Origin of the sequence: Robinsoniella sp. RHS (assembly GCF_001029355.1) — a bacterium.
Taxonomy (GTDB): domain Bacteria; phylum Bacillota; class Clostridia; order Lachnospirales; family Lachnospiraceae; genus Robinsoniella; species Robinsoniella peoriensis.
Map to the genome: position 1 here is coordinate 1 of NZ_JNGB01000040.1, position 21,488 is coordinate 21,488.

13 protein-coding genes and 2 tRNA genes are annotated in these 21,488 nt (G+C 42.1%); 13 read left to right on the forward strand and 2 right to left on the reverse strand.

Annotated elements, in window-relative coordinates; all coding sequences use genetic code 11:
- The 7 genes from RHS_RS17280 to RHS_RS17310 all read left to right on the forward strand — a co-directional run.
- Positions 1-2,040: ATP-binding protein (locus RHS_RS17280; RefSeq protein WP_047833876.1), on the forward strand; the 2,040-nt coding region annotated here is incomplete at its 5' end.
- Positions 2,041-2,178: 138 nt separating this feature from the next.
- Positions 2,179-2,260: transfer RNA gene (locus RHS_RS17285), tRNA-Tyr, on the forward strand.
- A 34-nt stretch (positions 2,261-2,294) separates the two neighbouring features.
- Positions 2,295-2,380, forward strand: a tRNA-Leu gene (locus RHS_RS17290).
- 265 nt (positions 2,381-2,645) lie between these two features.
- A complete protein-coding gene (locus RHS_RS17295) occupies positions 2,646-5,345 on the forward strand; it encodes an InlB B-repeat-containing protein (RefSeq protein ID WP_047833877.1) in 2,700 nt (899 codons plus the stop codon).
- Positions 5,346-5,491: 146 nt separating this feature from the next.
- On the forward strand, positions 5,492-6,769 hold the full coding sequence (locus RHS_RS17300) for a diguanylate cyclase domain-containing protein (RefSeq protein ID WP_047833878.1): 1,278 nt from the start codon (positions 5,492-5,494) through the stop codon (positions 6,767-6,769).
- Positions 6,770-6,783: 14 nt separating this feature from the next.
- Positions 6,784-7,626 carry an AraC family transcriptional regulator gene (locus tag RHS_RS17305; RefSeq protein WP_027294951.1) on the forward strand — a complete coding sequence of 281 codons (843 nt, stop codon included), beginning with the start codon at positions 6,784-6,786 and terminating at the stop codon, positions 7,624-7,626.
- Positions 7,627-7,759: 133 nt separating this feature from the next.
- Complete coding sequence (locus RHS_RS17310; RefSeq protein WP_047833879.1) at positions 7,760-8,872, forward strand: trimethylamine corrinoid protein 2; 1,113 nt, start codon at positions 7,760-7,762, stop codon at positions 8,870-8,872.
- 115 nt (positions 8,873-8,987) lie between these two features.
- Here the strand turns inward: RHS_RS17310 and RHS_RS17315 are convergent, their stop codons facing one another.
- Positions 8,988-10,505, reverse strand: a complete 1,518-nt coding sequence (locus RHS_RS17315) for a response regulator (protein WP_027294949.1) — start codon at positions 10,503-10,505, stop codon at positions 8,988-8,990.
- Between the two features lie 264 nt (positions 10,506-10,769).
- Positions 10,770-11,615 carry a helix-turn-helix domain-containing protein gene (locus tag RHS_RS17320; protein ID WP_047833880.1) on the reverse strand — a complete coding sequence of 282 codons (846 nt, stop codon included), beginning with the start codon at positions 11,613-11,615 and terminating at the stop codon, positions 10,770-10,772.
- Between the two features lie 290 nt (positions 11,616-11,905).
- On the opposite strand from RHS_RS17320, the gene RHS_RS17325 reads away from it, so the two are divergent.
- The 6 genes from RHS_RS17325 (at position 11,906) to RHS_RS17350 (ending at position 21,487) form a co-directional block, all read left to right on the forward strand.
- Positions 11,906-13,357 carry an MATE family efflux transporter gene (locus RHS_RS17325; RefSeq protein WP_047833881.1) on the forward strand — a complete coding sequence of 484 codons (1,452 nt, stop codon included), beginning with the start codon at positions 11,906-11,908 and terminating at the stop codon, positions 13,355-13,357.
- A gap of 136 nt (positions 13,358-13,493) precedes the next feature.
- On the forward strand, positions 13,494-14,438 hold the full coding sequence (locus RHS_RS17330) for a sugar ABC transporter permease (RefSeq protein WP_027294947.1): 945 nt from the start codon (positions 13,494-13,496) through the stop codon (positions 14,436-14,438).
- Positions 14,439-14,467: 29 nt separating this feature from the next.
- Entirely contained in the window at positions 14,468-15,337 is an 870-nt protein-coding gene (locus RHS_RS17335) for a carbohydrate ABC transporter permease (RefSeq protein WP_027294946.1), read from the forward strand.
- 50 nt (positions 15,338-15,387) lie between these two features.
- On the forward strand, positions 15,388-17,082 hold the full coding sequence (locus RHS_RS17340; RefSeq protein WP_027294945.1) for a hypothetical protein: 1,695 nt from the start codon (positions 15,388-15,390) through the stop codon (positions 17,080-17,082).
- A gap of 171 nt (positions 17,083-17,253) precedes the next feature.
- Entirely contained in the window at positions 17,254-20,403 is a 3,150-nt protein-coding gene (locus RHS_RS17345; RefSeq protein WP_395022787.1) for a glycosyl hydrolase 2 galactose-binding domain-containing protein, read from the forward strand.
- A 1-nt stretch (position 20,404) separates the two neighbouring features.
- On the forward strand, positions 20,405-21,487 hold the full coding sequence (locus tag RHS_RS17350) for a hypothetical protein (protein WP_070041831.1): 1,083 nt from the start codon (positions 20,405-20,407) through the stop codon (positions 21,485-21,487).
- Position 21,488 lies beyond the last annotated feature (1 nt).

The following is a 21,488-nucleotide window of genomic DNA, read 5'->3' on the forward strand; positions in this document are numbered from 1 at the left end:
GATGAAGAAGGCAGCGTATTTGCAGACGCTATTTTGCAGGAAGTGGCGGTGATCCTTAAGTCTGAAACAAAGGAAGATGATATACTGATCCGTTTGGGCGGCGATGAATTCATGCTTTTTTTAAAAGGCTGTACAAAAGGAAGAGCAACTATACTGGGGCCTAAGATCGCTGCGATGGTACAGAATCTGGTGGTTTCAGGGCAAAGCAAGGTGCGGGTTTCGGTTACCATCGGGATGTGTGTTACCGAGGTTGTAGACGAATACAGCGGGCTTTACCGGTGTGCGGAAAGTACTCTGAAATATGCAAAAGAGTATGAAAGGGGCCGTGCATGCTGTTACCTGGATACCTCAAATGAACTGGGGACGGTACTTACGGAACTCTATAAAGAAGCTCATTTTATCAATGAAATTGGCAGACCGGTAAAATACCGGGAAGAGGACCTGACCTCCTTTGCCCTGGAGCTTCTGGGGAAGGCGAAAAGTCTGGACGATGCCATTTTCCTTCTGTTATCCAGAATCGGCAAAACCTATCATTTTGACAGGGTTACCATTATGGAGATGGATTACGAATATTTAAGTTACCGTTATACTTACCAGTGGGCTGGAAACCTGTCGGATCTTGAAATGGATCGGGATTTTTATATATTCAGAGAAGAAGTCAGCAAAATAGATCAGATATTTGATGAAGAGGGGCTGTGCGACCGGATGAACCCGAGGGTTTCCAAGATCCCATCATGCCTGATCTCCGCCATTTGGAATCATGGAAAAATAACCGGAACGTTAAGTTTTGAGATCCGGAAAGGTGATTATGTGTGGACGAAGGAGCAGCGCAAACTGGTGAAGGAAATGGCTAAGATCATATTTTCATTTATTATGAAAGCCAGGGCAGATGCTGTGAGTCAGGCGAAAACAGACTTTTTATCCAGGATGTCCCATGAGATAAGGACACCTATGAATGCCATTACGGGAATGACTGCCATTGCAAAAACAGTTCTGAATGATAAAGAGAAGGCGATGGATTGTCTGAATAAAATTGAATCAGCCAATACCTACCTGCTGAATCTTGTGAACGATGTGCTGGATATGTCCAGGATAGAAAGCGGTAAAATTGAGATAAACGAAGAGAGCATGGATCTGAAAAGACAAATGGATGATCTGGAATCGTTGATGATGCCGCAGGCCCAACGTAAAAACATTGATTTCAGGATGGAGAATCGCTATATCAATAACCGCAGAATTATCGCTGATGAATTACGTCTCAACCAGGTTATGGTAAATATTGTAGGAAATGCATTGAAATTTACCGGTGTGGGTGGACAGGTAATCGTAAATATTGATCCTCTGAAGGAAGAGGCAGCCCAGGTTGTACTGCATTTCTCTGTGAAAGACAATGGAATAGGGATTAACAAAGAAGCTCTTGGCAGAATCTTCACTGCATTCGAACAGGAAGGAAAGAAAACTTCTTCTAAATACGGAGGAACCGGTCTGGGGCTTGCCATATCCAGCAGACTGGTACAGATGATGGGTGGGAACCTGGAGGTGCAGAGTGAGCCGGGGGCAGGATCAGTATTTTATTTTACACTGACATTTGCATATGGTTCAGACGAAATTGAAGTACCTTATGAAGAAGAAGTGAAATGTGATTATGATTTTGATGGAAAACGAATCCTGCTGGCTGAAGATAATGAGTTAAATCAGGAAATTGCCAGTACCATTTTAGAAATGAACGGCTTTATTATTGAAGCTGTGGGAGATGGGCAGCAGGCGCTGGATATGTATATAAATCATCCGCCTTATTACTATGACGCTGTGCTGATGGATATTCGAATGCCGGTTATGGACGGACTGGAAGCTACAAAAGGGATCCGTACCTCCGGGCGTGAAGATGCCAGAACAATTCCGATTATTGCGATGACTGCCAATGCATTCAGTGAGGACACAAAAAAGTCCATGGCCAGCGGAATGAATGGACATTTATCCAAGCCCATAGAAACGGAAGTCCTTTTTGATACCCTGCAAAAGTGTCTGAAAGGATCGTGATGGTGCTCATTGTGTCAGCATTTAGAATTATTTTGAATAATTCGAAAAAAAGCCTTGCATTTTGTTCTTAGTTGTGATATAAATATATCTTGTCAGAACAAAATTAGAACATTGATCTTGTAAAAGATCAATGCATATGGATGGATTCCCGAGTGGCCAAAGGGGACAGACTGTAAATCTGCTGCAAATTGCTTCGGTGGTTCGAATCCACCTCCATCCATTGAAAATAGATTGCCTGAGCAATCTATTTTTATGCCGGCGTGGCGGAACTGGCAGACGCACAGGACTTAAAATCCTGCGGGACTAATCTCCCGTACCGGTTCGATTCCGGTCGCCGGCATTCTCGAAAATAAAAAGGATAGACCCGTATAGTGGGTTTATCCTTTTTTTATCTTTTCATTTTTCTGCTGATCCAGTGTTTGAGATCTTTGAGTAAATCATTTGCGGTACTTTATGCCTTATTCCCTTTTGCTGCTTTTGGAAGATATATCTTGCAGGAAGCATTTTCAACGCTCTGGCAAAAACGATAATAATGTCTTATAATGTATGATAAAGGAAGGGGATTTACTCTAATTGAGGAAAGAACCGGCAGGAGGGAGAAACAAATGAGAAAGAGATGCAAAACAGCAATAAGAGCAATAATGCTGGCAGTATTACTAACTATGGCTTTTTATTTTCCGGCAGAGGCAGAAGCGGTGCTGGATAATGAGCAAGCTGTACAGAGGGAAGAAGGAGATGAAACAGAACGTATTTTTGCAGTGGAAGAGGACGTGATTTCCCAGGATACGGATATGTCATCCTGGCTTTGCGAGTGGGATGAAAGCACATTTACGGTAACTCTTACAGAATATAAGGGAGCTGACACTGATGTGGAAGTGCCTGGTACTGTTGTAAAAGACGGAAACGTTTATGGGGTGGAAATTATGGATACCGTCGTAGGGACCAGCAGTTATGAATATCTGAGTACAGGACCGTTTTTCCAAAATAATCATATAAGAACCGTATCCTTTCAGGATGGGGTTCGTTTCCGCAATAACAGTATGTACAAAGCTTTTTTTGAATGTGGGAATCTGGAATCAGTTACAGGGCTTCCAAATGGGGTACGTACGATGAACGAGGCGTTTAAAAATTGTAAGAATTTCATCTATGCAGACAGATTACCACCAGGTATTGAAGAAATGCAGAATACTTTTAAGGGATGCACCCGGCTGTCAGAGGCACCAGAGATACCGGAAGGTGTCCTGAATTTGAACAGTGCATTCCAGGGCTGCCAAAATTTAATGTCAGCACCAAAGCTTCCGGAATCGGCACGGGACATCAGTTATATGTTTCTTAATTGCATTAATTTGGAATATGGTCCCGAAATTCCCCCCAATGTAACAAATATGGATGGTACTTTTGCAGAGTGCTATCAGTTAAAAGCGGTTCCGGATATCTACAGCCACAGCTTAAGGACGGCAAATGAAGCTTTTCGGTTTTGTGGTGAATTACAGCAGATTTCTATAGAAAGTGATTCCCTGGAGTCGGTTACACGTACTTTTTATTCATGCAGAAGTTTGCAGAAAGCGGAGTTATCTGCAAAGAGCCTGCAAGATATGGACAGGACATTTCAGGAGTGCAGCAGCCTTACAGAAATGCCGGTAATTCCCCAGGGAGTACAACGGCTGTATAATACCTTTGAAAATTGTATCAGCATGGTTAAAGCGGGAGATTTACCGGACAGCATAAGAATAGTATCAAGAGCCTTTGCCGGATGCATAAATCTTGTTGAAGTCCCCGAATTTAATGATCAGGTTACGTCCTTGTATGGAGCTTTTCAAGACTGTACGAGTCTGCAAAAAGCCCCTGTTCTGCCAAAGAAGCTGTATACACTGGCATTTACCTTCATGGGATGCAAAAACCTGGAGCAGGCCCCGGAGATACCGGCAGAGGTTTTGGTTATGCGAAGTGCATTTGAGGGTTGTACAAGTCTGGAGGAGGCGCCTGTGATCCCGGCAGGAGTCACCGATTTATGGAGAACTTTTCGGGGATGCAGCAGCCTAAAAAAGGCAACAGATATTCCACAGAGTGCAGATAATATTTCTTCGTTATTCTCAGGCTGTACGGAGTTGACAGAGGCGCCGGATATTCCGCAGGGGGTTTCCAATATTTCAAATACGTTTCAATATTGCTACCGGCTGCAGGGTGAAATAATCATTAAGGCTAATCCGGAATATTATGCAAAGTGTTTTGAGAAAACAGGGCTGGATGGAAATGGATTGACGGTTCACTATACAGAGAATGTTCAGAATATTGACCGTATCCTGACCACCAGGGGGGAAAATAATGATCATGTAAAAAAGGGAAATAACATAAACGCACTGGTTGTATTGTTTGACGGTAATGGCGGAACGGTATCCCAGAACCAGATTATGGTGCGGCTGGGATATGCCTATGAAATCCTGCCGGTGGCAAAAAGAACAGGATATGAATTTGCAGGGTGGTATACAATGAAAAGCGGAGGAAGCAGAGTAGCAGAAGAGACAATTGTGGGCACAGCTGCTAATCATACATTATATGCCGCCTGGCGGCCCTGCAGCTATAAAATTTTGTTTCAGCCGGAGGGTGGCAGTCTGTTTGTAAAGGAAAAAACGATAGCTTACGGAAGTGCTTACGGAAGTCTGCCGGTGCCGGTCAGACAGGGATATCAGTTTGCCGGATGGTTTAATTCCAGATCCGGAGGAACTCAGATTACCGGTAAATCTAATTTCAGACAGACCGGAAACCAGAATCTGTATGCCAGATGGAAAGAAATTATTTATCAGGTACAGTTTAACAGCAACGGTGGAAAAAAGAAGTTTTCCGGAAGAGGTGTAAAGAACGGGGATTCCTATGGCTCCCTTCCGGCACCTGCAAGATCCGGATACAGATTCACAGGGTGGTATACGGCGAAAAGCCGTGGAAAGAAGATTACATCCCAAACCAGAGTTAATTTGAATCAGGACCAGATGCTCTATGCGCATTGGAGCAAAGTCACTGTGGGGCGTGTAAACTCATTAAAACTTTACAATAAAAAGAAAGGGCGTATGGATATTGCCTTCAAAGGAATCAAAGGAGCAGCGGGATACCAGATCTTATACGGATCGAATTCCTCATTTACCAAAGGAAAAAAGAAGGTATATACAACGAAGATAAAAAAGGCAGTTACAAGGCTTAAGAAAAGAAAGACCTACTATGTGAAGGTACGTGCCTATAAGTTCGACTCCGCAGGAAAAAAAATCTATGGTAAATTCAGCAGTGTAAAGAAGTTACCAATTAAAAAATAAGTGATGCGTCGGTTTTCCATTTGAATTCTGTCTATGTTGGAAAATGATAAAGTTACGATACGGATTTGATGGTGAAAGTTTAACTAGTGTGATAGAATAGCAATTAATAGAATTGCAGCCTAAAAGTTTCGTATAAGGAGAATTATATGCAGGAAGAAGAGAAAGGGATCTATGAGTTTGATTTGAATTATTTAATCAATCATATTCCCGGAGGAATCGCAATTTATAAACTGGCAGATCCGTTGAAGATATTGTATTTTAATGATGGAGTTTGTGCGTTAAGCGGTCACTCACGAGAAGAATACTGGGAGATAGTGGAATCTGATGCAATTGAGATCGTTTTGGAAGAAGACCGCAAGGAATTAAATAATGAAATAATAGCGGCTGTATCAGAAAATAGAAAAATTGATGCAACTTATCGGATCAGGCATAAGGACGGAGGAGTTGTCTGGATCCATCTGTCTGCCCTGAGGATTCGGGAAGAAGGAGGATTTCCAATCTATTACGCTATCTTTATGGATATCAGCGAGGAGAGAAATACCCAAAGACATCTAAGTGAGCTGGCGGAGCGGGATAGCCTTACGGGAGCGCTGAACCGGATCAGTTTTGAGCAGAAGATTGAAAAATATCTGAGCGGGCACGAAACGGATATGTCAGCATTTTTAATGCTGGATATTGATAATTTCAAGCAGATTAATGATTTCCTGGGGCATACGAAGGGAGATGAGATTCTTTGCAGGATTACGAAACTTCTCAAAGAAACCTTTGGTGAAGGAAGTTTTGTTGCGCGTATGGGTGGTGACGAGTTTGCAGTTTTTGTTACCGGAATCTCTATGGAAGAGGAACTGACCATGCTCATTCAAAAATTTTTCCGCATTTCATGTGCGGAGTATGATTACCAGGACAGTAAAATTTACATGTCCTGTTCGATGGGTATCAGCCGGGTTCCCAAAGATGGATTTCAGTATATGGAGTTATATACAAAGGCAGATAAAGCGCTGCTGTTTGCCAAAAACAATGGCAAGAATCAATACCGTTTTTTTGGAGAATTAATGTCAACGCCATCTTCTTTATTGCTGCGGAATATGGAATGGCTGCTGGATGAAGGAACGAATGCAATTTATATCTGCAATGTAGAAAATTATGAACTGTTATATATGAATAAATTAGCACGCCAGATGGCAAATACACAGGGGAATACTTATATTGGAAAAAAATGCTACAAGGAATTGATGCATTTGAACGATCCATGCCCATTTTGCAAGATCTCCAGTATGAAAAGGGAATCGTTCTGCGAGCGCAGGTTTAAGGTACCATATTCAGGAACAGAGTTATTAATGAAAGGGAAAATAATTAACTGGAACGGAATTAAGGCTCATGTTGAATTCATTATGGATATTTCAAAGTATAGGATGATAGAATAAGGGAGAAGTTTAACATGGACAGTATCAAAGATAAGATGGTCTTCAAACCGGAGTTTCCTTATCGGATATTCATTTCCAATTCAAGGCAGATGTATTTTCATTCCCATGATTTTCTGGAAATTAATTACGTTATTTCAGGAACGGGTTTCTATCTGATTGAAGAAAAAGAATATGAAATATGTGAAGGCGATATTTTTATCATTAATAACCTGGAACGCCATATGGCAGTTCATGACGGGAGTCTGCAGCTTAAGGTGATTGTGTTTGATCCGGCTTTTTTCTGGGACAAAAATCAGGGATATCAGTTTCTGGAACCTTTTTTCAACCGAAGCCCTAACTTTACCAACCGGATCAGACCAAGCCAGGAGGGATATATCGGACTTCAGGAGGACCTGGAACATATATGTGATGAATATGCCGGTAAACATACGGGATGGGAGCTATTTGTAAAATCCTGGACCCAGCTGTTTCTTGCCAGACTCTACCGATTCTATATAGACAGCTGCCTGGAAGAGGATTTTGGGAGGAGGCACAAGCCGTTTATCCGGCTGCAGCCCGTTTTGGATTATATCCATGAACACTATATGGAACAGCTGGAGCTGGATGAAATGGCAAAAGTGGCAATGATGAACAAAAGTTACCTCTGTTCCTGTTTTAAAAATATTCTTCATATGAGGATATTTGAATATATTGACCAGCTCAGGATTAACCAGGCATGTATGCTGCTGACAACCACAGAGATGAATATAACGGAAATTGCAATGAAGACTGGATTTAACAGCGTGTCTTATTTTAACAGGATATTTAAAAAGGTGCAGGGAGTCTCTCCGGGCACTTACCGGAAAATCCAAATATAGTGCAAAAAATACTGGATATTGGGCAAGTAATTGGGCTCCTCCGATGTTATGATTTGATTATAAATAGCGGAGATAAGGAAACCCCGGAGTTTGACAGAACGGATGGAAACCGGGGTTTGAAGGAGGAGCAGGTATGCAGTATAAAAAGGATTGGGAAGCCACAAAACAAAGATTTGATGATTACTGGAAATGCCAGAATACAGGCAGGCCGATTATGCGTGTAACAGGTATAAAACCGGAATATTATCCGTATTCACTTCCCGCAGCGTTAAAATCAAAGGATATGGAAGATAAATATATGAATGCCCAGGGAATTGTAAACCGCTTCCGTCATTATTGCGAGACGCATGAATTTCTGGGAGAGAGTTTCCCGAATCTGAATGCTGATTTTGGTCCCGGTTCCATCGCAGGATATCTGGGAAGCGAAATTGTATTTCAGGATAAAACGGTATGGTTTGAGCCATGTGTAGAGGACTGGGAAGAATGTAAACCTTTAGTCTTTGACCCGGATAATATATGGTTTAAGAAACATATTGCACTTTTTGATGAATGTAAGAAATTAATCGGAAATGATTTTCCAATTGCAATTCCGGATCTTATGGAAAATGTAGATGTTCTGGCATCTCTGCGTGGAGCCCAGGAACTGATCTACGATATGATTGACGATGATGAAGAGGTAGTCAGACGTGTGCAGCAGGTAACCGATGTCTACCAGAAGTACTATGATGCCTTTTATAAATATGCCCAGTATGAAGGAGGCAGTGCATACACGGTATTCCAGATATTCGGAAGCGGAAAAACCCAGAAGCTGCAGTGTGATTATTCTGCTTTGCTCTCTCCGGAATATTTCCGTACCTTTGTATTGGATTCACTGAAACAGGCAGTTAAGGGAGTGGATAACGTCCTGTATCATCTGGATGGACCGGATGCTATTAAGCATATGGATGCATTGATGGAAGTGGACGGTATCAATGCACTGCAATGGACCAGCGGAGACCATGGACCGGACGGAACACTGGAAGAGTGGGATGTGATTTACGATAAAGCAAGGGCGGCCAATAAAGCTCTATGGGTAAAGGTATATTCCGGAGAATTTGATGACTGGATCCGCAATACCGAAAGAATTGTTAAGAAATATGGTTCCAAAGGTTTATACCTCTTCTTCAATGATATGCCTCTGGATCAGGCGAATCAGTTGATTGCTTATGCGGAGAAAAACTGGAGCGATGTAAAAGGAACATTATAAAACGAACATTATAAAACGAACATTTTAAAATAAAAGACTGCACCGAAGGATGTTTGATAAATTCAAATTTACTCCGGTGCGTTCTTTTTTATAAAAATATATACTTCTTATGCAATTAAAGCTTTTTCGCCCGCAATTCCCGCCGGTAGGCATTTGGCGGTGCACCGTATCTTCGTTTAAAAAGGCGGTTAAAGTAAGTCTGGCTGGAGAACCCTGCCTTATCCACGATGTCTTTTAGTTTCATATCTGAATTTTCCAAAAGCCCTGCTGCATACTTCAGACGTTCATCATTCAGGTAGTCGTTAAAATAAAATCCGGTCTGCTGATGAAAGATATTTCCGAGATAGGATGGGTGCATATTCAGCTTAGCTGCCAGGGTTTTCAGTGAAATATCCTTGTCGGAGAATTCGTGTACGGCATTAATGACTGCGTCTACGCAGGGATAGGATGCAGTCTGCAGCAGCTGCTTCTGGGATAGCACTTCATATCCCGTATGGATAAATGTGTGAAGATAAGAAATCATGTCAGCATTATTTTGTATTTCCGGCTTAAGGCACTTTAATAATTCAATCATAGAAGCATGTGGCTGCAGATCAGTACTTGTCTGTGAGGTACACCAGCTTAAAACAGACAGAATACAGGGAATATGTTTGGAAGGATCAAGTGCCTTATCCAACAGACCGGTTACCTGGGAAAGATATTCCTGTTCTGTAATATCGGTGTAGTCCTGCTCAATGACGTTTAGAGAAGTAATTGGCAGATCCATATCCTGATAGATAAAGCTGCTCATTTTAGTGTACTGGAGAAACAGATATTTTTTTGCATTCCGGTAGCTGATACTGACATCCTCGTAATTGTTAACGGTATTCCCGGTAGAAACAAAAAACGGGAAATTCAGGATTACCCTGGCATTCTCCAGTTCAGACAACAGACTGTCAAGGGGAAGCTCCGTGGTGGGACTGCTGATAATACAGACCAGGCGGGACGGTGTCTCAAAATAAAAGTGACTGATATAAGTACCCACAAAAAGGGATAGCAGATAGTCAAATAAATGGGACATTTTCTCTGTTGTCTGAGAAATGCCGGTATCCGCAGTGAAAATCATCACCGTATAATTATTCAGATACAGATTTACGCCAAGCATCTGGGCGCGAGTAATAAATTCGTCTTCGCTGAGAGACCCTTTCACCCAGCTTTCCGTAAAGATACTTCGAAAAGTCAGCATCATGGAACCGTAAGTATTGGAAAGGGTGGAGCGTTCTTTCAGATGGCTGACAATCCGGCTGATCGATTCTCCCAGTTCATCTGGATTCAGCGGCTTCAACAGATAATTTTCAGCACCGTGGCGCATAGCAGTCCGGACATACTCAAAGTTATCATAGGCAGAGAGTACTAAAATAGAGATCAGCGAGTTTATTTTACGCACTCTTTGAATCAATTCCAGTCCATCCATCTGGGGCATGGATATATCCGTGATCAGCAGATCTACCGGATTGTTCTCCAGATATTCCAAAGCGTGGAGAGGGTTTGTTGTGCTGCAGCATATTTCAAAATTAAAACCGGTCCAGTCAATGGCCGTTTTCATTCCTTCAATCACAAAAGGTTCATCATCAACAATTAATACCCGATACATAGCAGGGCCTCATTTCTTATCATAAGTTTGATGCTGCCGCAAAGGCAGCTGTTTCTATATTTTATACTAGCGGATTGTTTTAAGAAAGTCAAGACTTGAAGAAATGTGGATAGAATTTAGACACAAGCCTTCTAAATCAGATGAAAAAAAGCTTTTTAGTAGGAATTGTGTTGAATATATTCTGGCGCTTGAAAGTCTGGAAAGCAAAATATAATATTGCAATACCATCTGTTCAGATATTTGACAAACACCTGTAAAGTGGAATTATTTCAACTTTCTGGCTTTCCGATAAGCCCTTGGTGAAGCGCCGTTCACTTTATAAAACAAATCCCCAAAATAATTACTGTTTTCAAAACCACAGCGTGTTGCAATTTCGGTAATAGTATCATTTGTGTGGAGGAGCTCATAAGAAGCTTTTTGTATGCGGATCTGTGTCAGGTATTCTTTAAAGCCAAAACCGGTAACGGCTTTAAACTTACGGGAAAAGTAGGTAGGGTTTAAATTGGCTTCTCTGGCGGCATCTTCCAAAGTGATGGACTGCCAGTATGACTGGCTGATGAAGAAGGCGGCTTTGCCTATGGCTTCATCCTGAGGTGTCAAAGGGGCAGGCGTATGCTCTTCCTGCTTGAGCCTTGTAAGCTGCACAAGCAGCCGGCACAGGGATTGTGAAGTTAACATTGTGGAAAATTCATCTTTTTGTTCAAATTCCTGAAAAAGATGATTGATTGTCTGCATAATTTCTTCATGACAAAGTTCGGATATATGCAAACAGGGTGTTCCCAGAAAGTTGTCTTTTATCAGGTCCGGGAAGGCATCCGTAAGTGTGGAAATGTAGCAGGGATCAAACATGATCACAATTCTCTCGTGTGCAGATACCTGGGAGTATGTAGTGCGGTGCAGGAGTCCGGGAGAGATCAGGGCAAAGTCATGGGGGCACATGGCATGGACCGTGTGCTGAATAAAAAATTTCTGTGTGCCGGACAGAAGGTAATAAAGTTCATAGCAGTCGTGAGAATGGGATTCGGGCATACGGAAACTGCTGTTTCGCCTCAACTGGTTTATAAAAAACAGCGGAGGATCATTTGTGAGTTCTTTATTGTCTGGATTCATTTCAATATTGCCTTTCCTAAATATATATGATTTGTTTATTTTTAATGCTCCCTATTAGAATAACACAAAATATCTGTAATTCAAGCTGATCTTCATGAAAAAACAGTAGATATCAATAAGATTTTGCGGTAAAATACAGTACAAAAAACAGTTAATAAGACAAGAGCATGAAAAAAATTTATGGCGCCAGCCTTTGCTGTCCAAAAAGAGGTACGCATTTGTGACGCAGCGGATCTTAAGTATTTCGCTGGTACGGGTATTTTTTGACATGTTCTAAAGGAGCAGACATCATGGAAGAGAATAACGCGGGGCTGTCGGCAAAAGATCAGAAGTTTCGGGATTTTACGCTGAATGGGAATATGTGGAAGGTAGTATGGCAGGTCGCATTGCCGCTATGTGTATATCAGTGTCTGGGTCAGGTATTCGGAGTGCTGGATACCATGATGGCTTCCCATATCAGCTCCAATACGGTATCAGCAGTGGCCTATCTGGCTCAGATTAATTCTATCATTTCGGCGGTGGGCGGAGGTCTGGCGGTAGGTGCCAGCCTGAAGGTAAGTGAAGCTTATGGTGAGGGAAAATATGACCTGGTAAAAAAACGGGTCAGTACCCTGTATGCCATGTGCGGTGTTTTATCTGCAATTATACTCCTGCTCATTCCGTTTACCCGGCAGATTCTGGCTTTTGCGAAAACGCCGCCGGAGCTGATTGCAGAGGGCAATACCTATTTTCAGCTGCAGCTGCTGGCGATGGTTATTATTTTCTTCAACAATGTGTTTATTGCCATAGAACGTGCCAGGGGCGAAACAAAGCTGATTATGAAAATGAATATTATTGTAATCCTTACCAAGACATCTTTGACCGCATTGTTTGTTTATGTTCTAAAAGGCAGTATCGTTACAATGTCTCTGGCTACGATTATTTCTCAGTCAACTTTAATGGTGATCGGGCTGATCAAGATGAATCGTGAAAAGAATGCGTTTGGATTTTCAATACGGTTTGTGTCTTTCAAAAAAAGATTGTCAGGACCTATGATTATACAGTCTGTTCCTCTGGTTGTAGAAAGGGCTTTATTCTCTATGGGGAAACTGATGGTAAATTCCATGAGTACACTGTATGGTGTTCTTACCGTGGGGGCATTGGGGGTTTCCAATAATCTGGGAGGCTTTGCCGCTGCACCGCAAAACGGTTTACAGGAAGGAGCCGCTTCCGTAATCAGTCAGAATATTGGGGCAGGCAAATTTGACCGGGCATTACAGGCGTTTTGGAGTGTCTTGGTTTATAATTTAATTGCAGGGGCTGCTGCATATGCCATTGCAATGGGATTCTTACAACAGATAAGCGGCATGTTTTCGGAAAATGACCCGGAATTTCAAAGACTGATTATGAAAATATTCCGGTTTGAAGCTATGGGGTTCGTACCTCTTGGGATTAATTCGGCTGTCATGGCGCTGCTTTATGGTTTGGGGAAAACAAAAATATCATTGTTAATCAGTATGAGCCGTGTCTTTGTGTTCCGGGTACCGGTTCTATGGTTTCTGCAAAATTTTACGAATCTGGGAAGTGAAAGCGTAGGTATCGTAATGATGGTCAGTAATATATCCGTTGCCTTTGTGGCGATTCTGGCTGCGGCAATTGTTATACCGGCTGCAAAGAAAAAATATTGGGGGAAACATAGAGAAAAAAGTAAGCGCTTCCATAATATGGATGTCAAAAATATTAAAAATATGAAAAAAATATAAAAAAAGATGAAATTTGTACAAAAATATTGAATCTCTACTATATAAAAAATTCTAAAAATCCCTTATACTTTCCTTAACGACGAAGAACAGACGGAAAACACACCGTCTTGAAAAAGATAATCGGGAGGGATATTGTATGAGGGCTTCTAGTCAAAAAAATGTAAGCACTTCCAAAAAGACATTAAGAAAGCACATCTATGAATATCGATGGATCTATGCACTAGGATTACCGGGATTAATTGTTTTATTCCTGTTCTGCTATATGCCGATGAGAGGTCTGTTGATGGCATTTCAGGATTACAATCCACATTTAGGTTTACTCCATAGCAAATGGGTGGGGATTAAACATTTTGAAGCACTGTTTCAGGACCCCAAATTTTATAACATGTTAAAAAACACTTTGATCATCAGTGGATTAAGCCTTTTGACTTTTCCGGCGCCAATCTTCCTGGCTTTGATCATGAATGAGGTACGGAATGCGAAGTTTAAAAAGCTCGTACAGACTTCGGTATACCTTCCGCATTTTCTATCCTGGGCGATCGTAGCCAGTCTGACATTTTTCCTTCTGTCTACAGAACAGGGCCTTGTAAACAAGATTGCGAACCTGCTGGGATATGAATCTACGGCTTATTTATTCAGTACCAAATGGATTTATCTGGTTATTGTAATCCAGTCACTCTGGAAAAGCATCGGCTGGGGATCCATCGTATATCTGGCAGCGATTTCCGGAATTGACCAGTCACTGTATGAGGCAGCAAAAATGGATGGGGCTAACAAGTTCCAATGTATGATGAAAATCACACTTCCAAGTATTATGCCTACCGTAGCTGTTATGTTAATCCTGAGAATGGGAACGATTATCTCCGTAGATTTTGAACAGGTATTCCTGATGAATAACGCGATGGTTAAATCGAAACTGGAAGTATTTGAGGTCTACATATATAACAACAGTATTGCCAGCGGAAGTACACAGTACTCTTACACAACCGCAATCGGATTGTTTAAATCTGTAATTAATACGGCACTTGTTATCTTCACAAACTGGATTACGAACCGCAAAGGTTATGACGGGGTTATGTAAAGATGAGGATGGAAAGGAGAGCGAATAAAATGGGTATGAAAGCCAAAGAAAATATTTATCAGAGCATTTTGTGGTTAATTCTTATTATTATAGCAGGTACCATGATTCTGCCATTCCTGTATGTTGTAGTATTATCCTTTACAGATTCCACAGCGTATGTAGCAGGCGAATTCATGTTATGGCCGAAAAAATGGTCTCTGGCGGCATATAAACTGATCTTATCGGGAACAGGATTCCTGAATTCCCTGAAATCAACAATATTTATTACAGCAGTTGGAGTACCGCTCAGCGTCTTTTTAAATGCCGGACTGGCATATATGTTGTCAAAGCCCATACCGGGAAGAAGTTTCATCAATAAATACGTTATGATTACTATGCTGTTTACGGCTGGTATGGTTCCAAACTTTATGAATATCAATTCATTAGGATTAATAGATAACTATTTTGCATGTATCCTGCCGGCAGCATGCGGGGCATGGAGCATCATGGTAATGAGATCTTTCTTCCAGTCATTACCCATTGAACTGGAGGAGGCAGCAAAGATTGACGGATGCGGACAGCTTCGTATCTTTGGAACCATTGTAGTTCCTTTGTCCAAAGCAATGCTTGCAACCATGACACTGTTTTCCTTTGTAAGTTATTGGAATACATACTTTAACTCCATTATGTACATGACATCTACAGCGAAGGCTTCTTTACAGGTATATGTGCAGAAAGTAGTACTATCATCCAATATTTCAGATGTCCTGGATGTGCAGTCAACCGTTCAGAATGCCGTTCCGCAGGAAGTTATGAGAATGGCTGCGGTAGTAGTTGTTGTGTTGCCCGTATTAATTATTTATCCATTCCTGCAGAAGTATTTTGAGACAGGAATGATGGTAGGAGCAGTCAAAGGTTAAAAACGCGGAGCGTTTTGCATAAAAAGAATATTTTTTAGGAGGAATAAGATATGAGGAAGAATTTTAGAAATCAGGTAGCTCTTGGTTTAGCAGCAGTTTTGGCAGCATCTGCTCTGGCAGGATGCGGCGGTTCAGACGGCAAAACCACAGAAGCAGCAAAAACAGAAGGAACACAGGCAGAAGCAGCTACGGGAGATACTGCCGGCGGCGAAACAGCAGCATCAGGTGAAAGCGGAGACCGCATGACAATTTCTGTTATGGGTATTGACTGGGGATATGGTCCTCTGGCAAACAGTGAGATGGAACAGTACTGGGAAGATATGTTTGATGTAAATCTGGAAATTGAATGGGTGAACTATCAGGATTTTGACCAGAAGGTAAATACTTTGATTGCCGCAGACAGTATGCCGGATGTTATCCAGGTGAGCAAGCAGGGAAATGGTTCTTATTATTATCCGGTGTTTACACAGGCGGTAGAAGCAGGATCTTTTGTAGATATGACACCTTACTTATTTGATAATGGCAACGGAATTGCCGAGACCAATGCAGTTATGAAAAACTGGGACGAGAATATGTGGGATCAGGCAAGATATAACGGCGGCATTTATATTCTTCCAAGAAGTAAGGCGGAAAGCGGACAGAATTCCGGTATAGAAGTCAGAAAAGACCTGATGGAAAAATATAATTTCACGGAAGAACCAAAAACCATGGAAGAATTGAAGACCTGGTTAATCGATCTGTCTAAAGCGGCATCTGAAGGTGAAGGCAAGAAGATTTATGCTCTGGAATATTTTGATGATGATTTTATGAATGATAGAATTAAAGCTTTTGCAGTAGCGTTTACAGGACAGTCAGATTGGTCTGTAAATGAAAACGGCGAATTTGAATACATGCAGTTTAAAGATGAATATATCAATTTCCTGAACTGGATGAAAGATTTATACGATGCAGGTGTTATTGATCCTGAATTTGCTTTAGCAAATGCCGATACTTCTAAATGGAAAGCAGGCAATTCCGTGGCATATCTGACAGCATGGTATAACTGGAATCAGTCAGCAGACCTTACCAGTAATAAAATATTTGATGAAAGTACAGGACCGGAATTAAAAGCATGGTGTCTGATGCCGGTTAAGGGAGACAAAGCATATACGGTAAGTCCAAACTATACGGATATTGATTCCTGTATCGCAATCAGCGCTAAATGCTCTGATGAAAAAATTAAGAAGATTATGGAAGTATTTAATGCAACAGAAGAGACTCATCCGGGATACGATTCTGTAATTATGGATGGTGTACAGGATATTCATTATACCTTAAAAGAAGACGGAACAAAAAATACAGATGATGAAACATTTAAGAAAAAAAGACAGGATGGTTATGTAGGTGCATGGAACCAGATCTTCTTGAAAAAAGATGCGGATCAGATAAACGACAAATTTATGAAAGACGGAACCAAGAGAGCATCTGATGAAAATATTGCAAAAGTAAAAGAAATCAAAGAGTTTGTATATAGCGACTTAAAAGAAACCGGAATGAAAAATGCAATCAGTAACCTCCAGTCAGCAACTTACAATAATAACTGGAATGTATTGACCGATGATGTAAATACCCTTTGTGCACAGTATATTATGGGACAGATTGGGGAAACAGAATGGAAAACCTTTGTACAGGGAATCGTAGATTCTGCTGACTACAAAGCAATCCAGCAAGAATTTAAAGACGCAGCGGCAGAAGCAGCTAAATAATAGAAATTGGCAACAGGGTTCATTCACGATATGCTTAACAACTGAGAACTGACAGATGAAAAGTACGTGGATGTGCCCTGTTAATCTGTAAAGCAGTATTGCAGGCAGGACCGGGATATGCAGGAAGTATAAGGTTGAAAGAAAATTATGAGATAGAAAGGATGCCATGGTGTGATTCTTTCAACCTGTTTTAGTGTGGCAGTATTGCAGGCAAGCCTGCAATATGCAATGGGTATAAATATGGTTAATCAGGATTTTTTTCATGAGATTGCAATGACAAAGCATCCAATTGGGACAACAGATAAAGAAGTACAGCCTTTACCAACACCGGATATCTGGTTTTCAAAAGAAGACTGCCGTCAGCATAAGATTTCCTGGGAGAAGGAAAAGACATTCGAAGAGCAGTGTGAGAAATTCACGCGGGACTTAGAAGCTATGAGAAAGCAATACCGTCCATACATGAAGAACTATCTGCCGCTTGCAGAGACGGGGACAGAGAGTATTCAATTGCGTGAATTTGAATTCCGCTATCGGGAAAAAGGAGAGGTATTTACAGAACGGGATGATGTCAATAAGGTATGGGAAAAAGTAACGGTACCTGATTACAGAGGACCTGCGCTGGAAGATGGAAAGTGGAGCGGTTATTACAGATGCTCTTATAGAGATACATGGTCAGAAGGGCTCATTCAAAATAAGAAGAGAGCTGTTCTGTATTTTCAGTGTGTGGACTATATTGCTGAAATATATCTGAATGGCAATTATGTAGGCAGCCATGAAGGATTTTTTGCTCCTTTTTCTTTTGATGTTACAGATTACATGCAAGAAGAAAATGAATTGGTTATCCTGTGTAAAAATGATGTGCCGATACTTGGCGTTGGTCCGGTTTTGGATGGGGATAAAATCTATGCGGCTACCGGACCCGGATGGGATGACCCAAATGTTGGATGGCACCATTGTCCGGCAGGTGCTGGAGTATTTGGAAGTGTTGCCCTGGAGATTCGCCCGGAAGTATACCTGGAAGATATTTTTGTAAGACCGGATATCGACAATGATATGGTGGAAGTACGGCTGGGGGTCCTGAACTATACAGATGAGGTGAAAACAGATTACAATTTGGATCTGGATCTGCTGCCACGTAATTATGAAGGGAGAAAGATCGGAGATTTCCATACGACGATTCCATACGTGGGACCGGGAAAGAATGAATACCGCTACTTTATACCGGTATCAGATTACAGGCTTTGGGAACCGGATACCCCGTGGCTTTATGGAGCCCGGGCAAATCTGAGAAAAGGTAGTGTATCTGTTTCAGGCAGGAGCCAGAATTTTGGACTAAAAAAATTTGTGAGTGATGAAACCTCTGTACCAAAAGGGAAATTTTATCTCAATAACCATCCCATAGTACTTCGCGGTGCCAATGAAATGGGACACCTCCAACAGTGTGTGATGAAGGGAGATTTTGACCAGTTGGTGGATGACATTCTGATTGCCAGGATGTGCAATATGAATTATTACCGTATCACTCAGAGGCCGGTACAGGAAGAAATCTATGATTACTTTGATATGCTTGGAATGATGCACCAGTGTGACTTTCCCCTCTTTGGTTTTCTTAGAAGGCCTCAATTTGCAGAAGCAGTGAAGCAGGTGCAGGAGATGGAACATCTGGTAAGAAAGCATGTATCTGCTGTGTTAGTTACTTTTATAAATGAACCCATGTGTATTCGGCGCACCGAAGATCCTGATGATAAATATTCCAGACGCTATGAAGCTAAAGGACACCGGCATCTGTTAAGAGATGAACTGGAGGCATTTTTCGCAGCGGCAAGAAAGGCAGTATATGTGGAAAACCCTGATCGTGTGATTAAAAATGTGGAAGGGGACTATGACGGGCCTACCGCAGAAGGTATGCCGGATTTTCACTGTTACACCATGTGGTATACCAATCATGGAGAACCGATTGGCCGACTGCTGAAAGGATATCTGCCCCCGGTTAAAGAAGGCTGGATGATTGGATGCGGTGAATATGGTGCCGAGGGCTTGGATCATGAGGAGGTAATGCGCAGTTTCTATCCAAAGAAATGGCTGGAAACACAGCCTGACGGATCCTGGTATCCGGATAAAATTGTTCGTGCACAGACCTATTCGGTACAGGGGGACTGGTATGAGGAACAGAATAATATAGCTGACTGGGTAAGGGAGAGCCAGATTCATCAGGCAAAAGCCACAAAGCTTTTGACGGATGCCTATCGAAGAAGGGGCGATATTATAAACCATACGGCAATTCATCTGTTGATTGATGCATGGCCGTCAGGCTGGATGAAGACCCTGGTAGACTGCAGGCGTCAGCCTAAAAGGGCATATTTTACTTACCAGGAATCGCTGCAGCCGCTCCGGGTAAATCTCTATACCGGGCGCAGCAATGCTTATCTGGATGAACAGGTGGACGTAGAGGCGTGGCTGTTAAATGATACGGGGAAAGACAGTGTATTGACAATCCGGGCAGAAGTATTTGCAGGTCATGACACAGATCCCTTCGCGGCTTATGAAATGGAAGATACAGCATTAGCGGCGAATGCCATATGTGCCGGCAAGATTCCGTTAAGCTTTGAGGAAATGCCGGGATTTAACGGCACTCATGCAGAAGTGCAGATTAAAGCAGCTATTTTAAATGAAGAAGGAAATGTTCTGAATACAGAAACCTTATTTCTGCAGGTGTATAAACGTAAGATACATACGGAGAAGGTCAGAACAATTGGTGATGAAGCAATCTTACTTTGCAATAACTTGGGATTAACGCCAATAGAAACCAAAGATCAGACTACCTTAGGACAGTCTGACGCAACCGGCAATGATATCTTAATAATCAGTGATTTCAGTTCTGACAGCGTTTCAGAGGCAGAATCCCATGCAAAGGCTGGCGGACGAAGCATTCTGCTAATGCCGGAGAAAAAAGTAACACTTAATATCGGAGAAAAAGAGGTATCCACAAAGGGATGTGGGGAACTGTTCTTTGCGGCAGCAAAGAAAGAGTTCCAAGATTATCCGGTTTCCATGGTATATAACAAAGAAAAGGGATATATTGATGCTACTGCATCCTTCACTGTTCAGACGGAGCTTCCGGGCGAGGCACTGATATATACTTATGACAAGCAGGGGGCGGGAAAAAACCAGGGCGCAAAACCGCATCTTCCGTTTGTAAAGAAATGCCCACTGGGTGCAGGTGAGATTCTGTTGATAAGTCTGGCCAGATCAGGAAGAATCGGATGTAATCCGGGATTGGATGAACTGTTCAGAAATTTGATCTTGAAAGGTGAAAGATAAGATGGGATTGCTTGAGCAAGAAATAAAAAGCAGAAATCTTCCGGAGCTATTTAGAAATAAAGACAATGAGGCTGTACAGAATGAAAGCGGCTGGAGATCCAGACGGGAAGAGATAAAAAATCTGCTTTGCAGAGAGTTCTGCGGCTGTTTCCCAAGAATTACGCATCGAATAGCAGGTAAACAGGTTCTGGAGGATGATAGTGCCTACGGTGGCAAAGCGGTGGTGAAGACCATAAACCTTGGGATTGCATCCGATTATTCTTATGTATCATTTCCATACCGTCTCATGCTTCCGAAAAATGCAGAGCGTCCCCCTGTTTTTCTCTATCTGGCATTTTCACCGGAAATTGCGGATGGGTTAGGAGAAGAAATTCTGGATGCCGGATATGGTGTGGCAAATGTTTATTATCAGGATATTACCGCCGATTATTATGACGAGCATCAAAGCGGATTGGGCAGGTTTTGTACCAGGAATAATTATGACAGCTGGGGGAAACTGGCAATGTGGGCATGGGGGACCAGCAGAATCCTGGATGATATTTTGGAAAGGGAGGAAATAGATGAAAAGAGGGTTGCAGTTCTGGGGCATTCGCGTCTGGGAAAAACAGCGTTAATTGCCGGGGCTTTTGATGAGAGGTTTTCCCTGACGGCTGCAAATGAATCCGGCGCGGGTGGAGCCGCTCTGTTTCGGGGGAAAACCGGGGAGCAGATAGAAAATCTCTATGGGAAGGGATCCAGACTCTGGTTTGACGGAAATTTTTTTAACTACCGAAAGGATCTGACCCGGATGCCTTTTGACCAGCATTTTCTCCTGTCCCTGACAGCTCCCCGCCATCTCTATATAGCCAGTGCGGACAGGGATGACTGGGCAGATCCAAAGTCTGAATTTTTAACGTGTGCGGAATGTTCGAAAGTTTGGAATCTGTATGGAGAAGAAGGTCTGGTTTCACCGGACCGCCTGCCGGAAACAGGAGCATGTTACCATGAAGGCAGAATCGGATACCATTTGCGGCGGGGGACTCATTATCTCAGCCGGGATGACTGGAGACAGATAATTGCATACCGGAATCGGCATGGAGTGTGAG

Coding starts and splice junctions, on each gene's coding strand:
- RHS_RS17295 (WP_047833877.1), top strand. CDS start 2,646: ATGAGAAAGAGATGCAAAACAGCAATAAGAGCAATAATGCTGGCAGTA.
- RHS_RS17300 (WP_047833878.1), top strand. CDS start 5,492: ATGCAGGAAGAAGAGAAAGGGATCTATGAGTTTGATTTGAATTATTTA.
- RHS_RS17305 (WP_027294951.1), top strand. CDS start 6,784: ATGGACAGTATCAAAGATAAGATGGTCTTCAAACCGGAGTTTCCTTAT.
- RHS_RS17310 (WP_047833879.1), top strand. CDS start 7,760: ATGCAGTATAAAAAGGATTGGGAAGCCACAAAACAAAGATTTGATGAT.
- RHS_RS17315 (WP_027294949.1), bottom strand. CDS start 10,505: ATGTATCGGGTATTAATTGTTGATGATGAACCTTTTGTGATTGAAGGA.
- RHS_RS17320 (WP_047833880.1), bottom strand. CDS start 11,615: ATGAATCCAGACAATAAAGAACTCACAAATGATCCTCCGCTGTTTTTT.
- RHS_RS17325 (WP_047833881.1), top strand. CDS start 11,906: ATGGAAGAGAATAACGCGGGGCTGTCGGCAAAAGATCAGAAGTTTCGG.
- RHS_RS17330 (WP_027294947.1), top strand. CDS start 13,494: ATGAGGGCTTCTAGTCAAAAAAATGTAAGCACTTCCAAAAAGACATTA.
- RHS_RS17335 (WP_027294946.1), top strand. CDS start 14,468: ATGGGTATGAAAGCCAAAGAAAATATTTATCAGAGCATTTTGTGGTTA.
- RHS_RS17340 (WP_027294945.1), top strand. CDS start 15,388: ATGAGGAAGAATTTTAGAAATCAGGTAGCTCTTGGTTTAGCAGCAGTT.
- RHS_RS17350 (WP_070041831.1), top strand. CDS start 20,405: ATGGGATTGCTTGAGCAAGAAATAAAAAGCAGAAATCTTCCGGAGCTA.